We start from the raw sequence: 5,509 nt of genomic DNA, 5'->3' as shown, positions 1-5,509 counted from the left end.
CAGCTAACGTTTCACCGGTCTGAGAGAAACACCTTCGGGTGACCGGAAAATCCTCGCAGCCTGAGAGAGGATACCTTCGGGTGGTAAATCCGTTTAACCTCTGGAAACGGATATCACTGCACAGTGATTGAGGTCCTTTCAACATACCAGACTCTCAGGATTCAACCGATCCTGACCCCCGACGGGAAACCACTCCCGTCAGGGCAGATGGTTTCTCCGCCGTACCTTTTTTTACCTCCATGGAGAAAACATCATGTCTGCAAACAATACTTCTGCATCTGCAAAATCTGAGTACTTCAACCTGACTATCAAAGGCATCGGGTATCTCAGCAACATCCGCCAGGTTAACCATCAGAATGGCTCGTTCCTCAGCTGCGTAATAAATGCACTGAGTGGTCCGACTGATAATCCGGCCTACGTCCGTTTTGACATTTCTGTCGCAGGTAAAGAGGCAACCAGCCTTATCGCCCGCTGCCAGAAAGCCGTCGATGAAGACAAGAAAGTCCTGTTGGGCTTTAACCTGAGTAACCCGTCCACGGACATATTTACGCTGAACAAAGGCGACCATGCCGGCGAACAGCGCGTCAGTCTGAAAGCCCGCCTGATAAAGGTGGACTGGATCAAAATAGGCCAGGAAATGGTTTACAAGACTGAAAAATCTGACTCCGTGCCGCCGCAGAATGGCTCTGCCGCACAACAAAACTACGCAGAAAACTCATTCTGATGCGCACCTGACACACCCCGTTCGCGGGGTGTTTCTTTATTCCTTACAGGAGAAATGATTATGTCCTCACGCGGCGTTAACAAGGTTATCCTTGTCGGAAACCTCGGCCAGGATCCTGAAGTTCGTTATATTCCCAACGGCAGTGCAGTTGCCACCCTTTCTCTGGCCACGTCTGAGAGCTGGCGCGATAAGCAGTCCGGCGAACAGAAAGAAGTGACCGAATGGCACAGGGTGGTTATTTTCGGCAAGCTGGCAGAAATTGCGGGTGAATATCTGCGCAAAGGCTCCCAGGTTTACATCGAGGGTCAGCTGCGCACACGCAAATGGACCGATCAGGCCGGCCAGGAGAAATACACCACAGAGGTGGTGGTCAATATTGGTGGCACCATGCAGATGCTTGGCGGCCGCCAGTCCGGCAGCGGACAGAATACGTCTTCCCGGAATGACTGGGGGCAGCCTCAGCAACCTTCAGGACCGACTCACAGTGGCCAGGCCTCCGGCAGCAGTGCCGGTGCGCCACCGATGGACTTCGATGACGATATACCGTTCATTGGATTCGGGTATGACTGTTCCAGAGTGGCAATTCACGCCCTCTGAATTAATGGAGCTTTGACTGTTATGACTGTCTCTGACAAACTTCAGGAAGCAACTTTTTATGTTGCATCTTATGTTATCCCCGGAGCATATCTGTTCTGGCGGTTTCTTCACTTTTTGACTAACGGAGGCTTGTATGGGAGCACGTTACGATTCAGACGTTGTTGCCTGGGCCAGTGAACAGGCAGCTTTACTGCGTGCCGGAAAGCTCAGTCAGATTGATATTGAGAACATCGCCGAGGAGATTGAAGACGTGGGCAAAAGTGAAAAGCGTGAGCTGGCCAGCCGTATGGCTGTCTTACTGGCCCACCTTCTTAAATGGAAGTTTCAGCCAACCCATCGAGGTAAAAGCTGGGAGTTAACCATTAAAGGTCAGCGTGATTTGATTGTACGACGTCTGAACAAGACGCCGAGCCTGAAAAGCGCGTTTTCTGATCCTGAATGGCTTGCGGATGTGTGGTTTGACGCCCGCGCCGATGCTTCCAAAGAAACCGGCATAGGTCTGGATATCTTTCCTGAAGACAGCATCTGGACAACAGATACTATTCTCAGTAACGAGTTTTACCCGGACTGATTACTGTCTGTTTCACCGCAACGCCATCCTTTCGGGTGGCGTTTTTTTTCATCAACGGAAAATCAGTTGTTAATTGAGTGAAACCGGACCGATTCCGCACAGTGAGGGCTGTTTTATCACTGTACAGGAAAATTCCGGATGAAACGTAACACCTCTCACAACGTATTTTCACCAGGCAGGCTTGCCACTGTTCTTCCCCTGCTGCTCCTTGCGGGCTGTGTTTCCCAGCCGCAAAAGTTGCAACAGCGTGCGCCTGCCGACCCGACACCCGGCACCACCGTCACCCGCAACGTTCAGCCGGTCTCTCCGGACGAGTATGCGCGGACGCCGGAAGTGGTGCGCTACGATCGTTATCTGCTGGTCAGCACCGATCCGCAGGCGGCCCAGCGTGACCCTCTCTCCCAGATTATTGATATCCGTATCCCGTCATCCCTGCATCCTACCGTGGCGGATGCGCTGCGTTACGCCCTGCGCCAGTCCGGTTATTCCCTGTGCGCGACAGGCTCCGCCAACGGCGTGCTTTACCGCCAGGCATTGCCGGCGGTTCAGTACCAGCTGGGCCCGATGCGCCTGCGTACTGCCCTGCAGGTCCTGGCCGGTCCGGCCTGGCAGCTTGAGGTGGATGATGTACAGCGTGTGGTCTGCCACAGCCTGCGCGACGGCTACCAGCTGCCGGTCTCCCAGCTTCCGCCGCCGGTCAGCAGCTGGTCCACGCCTGCGCCGTCCGCCGTGTCACAACCGGCCATCAGCGCCCCTCAGTCAGTACCCGTTAAACCTGTCAGCGGAGGGTTTCTGAGAAAATGAGCGAACAGCAACCATTCCATACTGACCCCGCTCCGGCTCGTAAAAGATTCAGCTGGCGTCCCCGCTGCCGCCTCATCTGGGGCGCTGCCAGCGGTGTGGCGCTGGCCGGCATTCTGGCGCTGGGCTACACCGCCTTCAGTCTGGGCATATCGAACCTTGATGAACGCCTTGCACGCCTTGAATCTCAGGGCAGTACAGCGGCCACTGTTGAGACAGTCGCGGCCCTGCAGTCAGATGTGACCACGCTCAAAACCGGCCTGCAGGATACCCGGAAAAAACTTGGTGAGATGCAGCAGGAGCTGAGCGCTGCTGCGAAACAGGCCGGCAGCGACGACGCCGTGCGTCAGTCATTGCGAACCCTTCAGGACGCCCAGCAGGGGCTGGAAACCCGCCTGAGTGCGCTGACTGAGCAGCTGACAGCGCTGAAATCACAGCCGGCACCCGCACCCGCCGCACCTGTCGCCGCACCGGTCAAAAAAAACGCGCCTGCTGCAAAAAAGCCCCGTCCCGCTGACACACGTCGTGCTGCTCCGTCCCTTCGCGTGGCCCGCAATGCGCCTTTTGTGCTGACGGGCGTGGAGAAGCGGGGGGCAGAGTCCTGGGCTGCCATCGCGCCCCGGGGCTACAGCAGCCTGTCGCAGGTGGCCCTGGTCGGAGAGGGCGAAACCGTTGCCGGCTGGACGCTGGTCAGTGCCGGTTATGGTGAGGCGACGTTTCGGGTTAACGGCCGCCTGACCGTGCTCAGAGCAGAATAACGGAGCGAATGATGAAACTGAAACACACCTTTTTAGCCGCCATGCTGCTGAGTCCCCTGACCCTGGCCGCGACCACATCAGGACAGACGGATGTCAGCCGACAGGAATCAACACAACGGGCGGACTCCGCACAGCAAAACCTGCAGCAGCAGGCCGGTCAGTGGGGACTCAGTGCCGACGATTATCAGCGTTATCAGCAGCTGATGAAGGGACCCCGGGGTACCCAGTCGCCGGGTCTCGATCCGCTTTCCACCCTCGGTATCGAGGCGCAGACGCCGGCAGAGCGCCGTAAGTTTGCTGAAAAGTGGGTGAAGGAAGAGTTTGCCCGCACCCAGAAAGAGCTTGATTTCCAGCGTGAGGTGAACGCGGCCTGGCAGCGCCTGTATCCGGGCACACTGCCGGTCAATATGGGGAACGCCTCCGGCGTGGCGCACGACAGTGGCGGCCGGCTGGCACTGTTCGTCAGGTCAAAAGACTGCGCAACCTGCGACGCGAAACTGTCTGCCGTGCTGGCTGACAACCGGCCGGTGGACATCTATCTGGTCGACAGCCAGGGCAGTGATGATGCGCTTCGCAGCTGGGCGCGGGACCATCACATTCCCGTGGAAAAGGTCCGCAAGCGCCAGATCACGCTTAACCACGACGGCGGCCGGTGGATGCGCTTTGGTAACGGCCTGATGCCGGTTTTACTGCAGCAGGCGGGAGACGGTAAATGGGCAATCGCAGCATTCTGACCGGCGCGCTGGCGCTGGGCTTACTGATGGCGGCCGTCCCTGACGGCCATGCTGACCAGACGGTGCCGGAGGGTTACGTCCGCGTGGCCATGGCGCACGGCGTGCCCCCCGAAGCGCTTTACTCGGTATCACTGAGCGAGTCTTCGCGCAAACTTCCCCGCGGAATACGGCCATGGCCCTGGACCATCAATGTGGCAGGCAAAGGGTATCGCTATGAGACGCGCCTGCAGGCCTGGCAGGCGCTGCAGGTCTTTATGAAGCGTCACCCGCTTAAGCGCATCGATGTCGGTATTGCCCAGGTCAATCTGGGCTGGAACGGTCATCATTTTGCCTCGACGTGGGATGCGTTTGACCCTTACACCAACCTGAACGCCGCCGCCACCATTCTGCGTGAGTGCTGGGCGCGTAAGCCAGGCAGCTGGCTGGATGCGGCCGGCTGCTACCACCATCCCGCAGGTGGTCAGCCTGCTGCACGTTACCGCGCCATTGTGAGAGGGCATCTGGCAAAAATCAGCCCTGCACCCCGCATTTCTGCGCCGGCAGCTGAAGCGCCCCGCTCGGTTGCTGCGCTCACCCCCGATCCAGGCTTCGTCTGGACTGAACCCGGGAGATAACCCTGATGAAAACGCTGTCCTTACTGCTGTTTACCCTCCTTCCCCTGACCGGCCATGCTGAACTGAATGTGATTGCTGATCTGGGCGGTGAAGATGCTGCGCCGTATTTTGAGGCCGTTAATAAACAGCCCGGCATGCCCGGCGTCAGTGACGTACAGCCTTCACGCCAGCCGGACCACGGTGTTCCGCTGGCTGACGGGATGGCGGGTATGTTACCCGTTAACACACCTGAACTGAGCCCGGGGAATACAGCAGACCGGCCGCTGCAGTTGCCCGGCATTGGGGCGTTGTTTCTGATCGGGGATGATGCTCTGTCCCGTGAATGGCTGAAAGCCAATGCCGGCGCGCTGGCTGAACAGCATGCGGCCGGGATGATAGTCAACGTCACAGACATGGATACCGTGCGCGAGCTGCGCGAGCTGGCACCCGGTGTCAGCCTGGCCCCGGCTTCCGGCAGCGAACTGGCCCGTCGCCTGCAGATTGCGCATTATCCGGTACTCATCACCGATACCGGCCTGACGCAGCAGGTTAAGCCGTGATGAGCGCGCCAGATATCAACGGTCTGCTGATGGCGCACCCTTACGGGGCGGTCATACTGGTTGTCCTTTTCCTGGTGGTGATGGCCTTTCTGAACCTGCGTCGGCGGGAGAAAGCCAGCACCCGCCGTCACCGGCGATACCGGGCAACGGCGGGGCGGGTACTGGATAAAC

8 protein-coding genes are annotated in these 5,509 nt (G+C 58.3%); all 8 read left to right on the top strand.

The features are described from left to right. Nucleotides 1-253: 253 nt before the first annotated feature. The 8 genes from CYR52_RS21930 to CYR52_RS21895 all read left to right on the top strand — a co-directional run bounded on the left by CYR52_RS21930 (nucleotide 254) and on the right by CYR52_RS21895 (nucleotide 5,338). Entirely contained in the window at nucleotides 254-724 is a 471-nt protein-coding gene (locus CYR52_RS21930; protein WP_006785950.1) for an STY4534 family ICE replication protein, read from the top strand. Nucleotides 725-784: 60 nt separating this feature from the next. Continuing rightward, nucleotides 785-1,321 (top strand): single-stranded DNA-binding protein, encoded by a 537-nt coding sequence (locus tag CYR52_RS21925; RefSeq protein ID WP_006785953.1) that lies wholly within the window; start codon nucleotides 785-787, stop codon nucleotides 1,319-1,321. A 133-nt stretch (nucleotides 1,322-1,454) separates the two neighbouring features. Further along, nucleotides 1,455-1,892: a DUF29 domain-containing protein gene (locus CYR52_RS21920; protein WP_006785955.1), complete on the top strand. Its 438-nt coding sequence runs from the start codon at nucleotides 1,455-1,457 to the stop codon at nucleotides 1,890-1,892. 138 nt (nucleotides 1,893-2,030) lie between these two features. After that, nucleotides 2,031-2,696: a PFGI-1 class ICE element type IV pilus protein PilL2 gene (gene pilL2, locus CYR52_RS21915; protein WP_006785957.1), complete on the top strand. Its 666-nt coding sequence runs from the start codon at nucleotides 2,031-2,033 to the stop codon at nucleotides 2,694-2,696. After that, complete coding sequence (locus CYR52_RS21910; RefSeq protein WP_020899224.1) at nucleotides 2,693-3,451, top strand: hypothetical protein; 759 nt, start codon at nucleotides 2,693-2,695, stop codon at nucleotides 3,449-3,451. The genes pilL2 and CYR52_RS21910 overlap by 4 nt, the downstream gene beginning before the upstream one ends. 11 nt (nucleotides 3,452-3,462) lie before the next feature. After that, a complete protein-coding gene (locus CYR52_RS21905) occupies nucleotides 3,463-4,185 on the top strand; it encodes a TIGR03759 family integrating conjugative element protein (protein ID WP_006785960.1) in 723 nt (240 codons plus the stop codon). Next, nucleotides 4,164-4,799: a lysozyme family protein gene (locus tag CYR52_RS21900; RefSeq protein ID WP_006785961.1), complete on the top strand. Its 636-nt coding sequence runs from the start codon at nucleotides 4,164-4,166 to the stop codon at nucleotides 4,797-4,799. The genes CYR52_RS21905 and CYR52_RS21900 overlap by 22 nt, the downstream gene beginning before the upstream one ends. A gap of 5 nt (nucleotides 4,800-4,804) precedes the next feature. After that, entirely contained in the window at nucleotides 4,805-5,338 is a 534-nt protein-coding gene (locus CYR52_RS21895; protein WP_006785962.1) for an integrating conjugative element protein, read from the top strand. The last annotated feature ends 171 nt before the right edge of the window (nucleotides 5,339-5,509 follow it).

This window comes from Chimaeribacter arupi (genome assembly GCF_002858805.1).
Taxonomy (GTDB): domain Bacteria; phylum Pseudomonadota; class Gammaproteobacteria; order Enterobacterales; family Enterobacteriaceae; genus Chimaeribacter; species Chimaeribacter arupi.
Note: the sequence above shows the minus strand (reverse complement) of the source record. Positions and strands in the feature narration are given on the sequence as shown.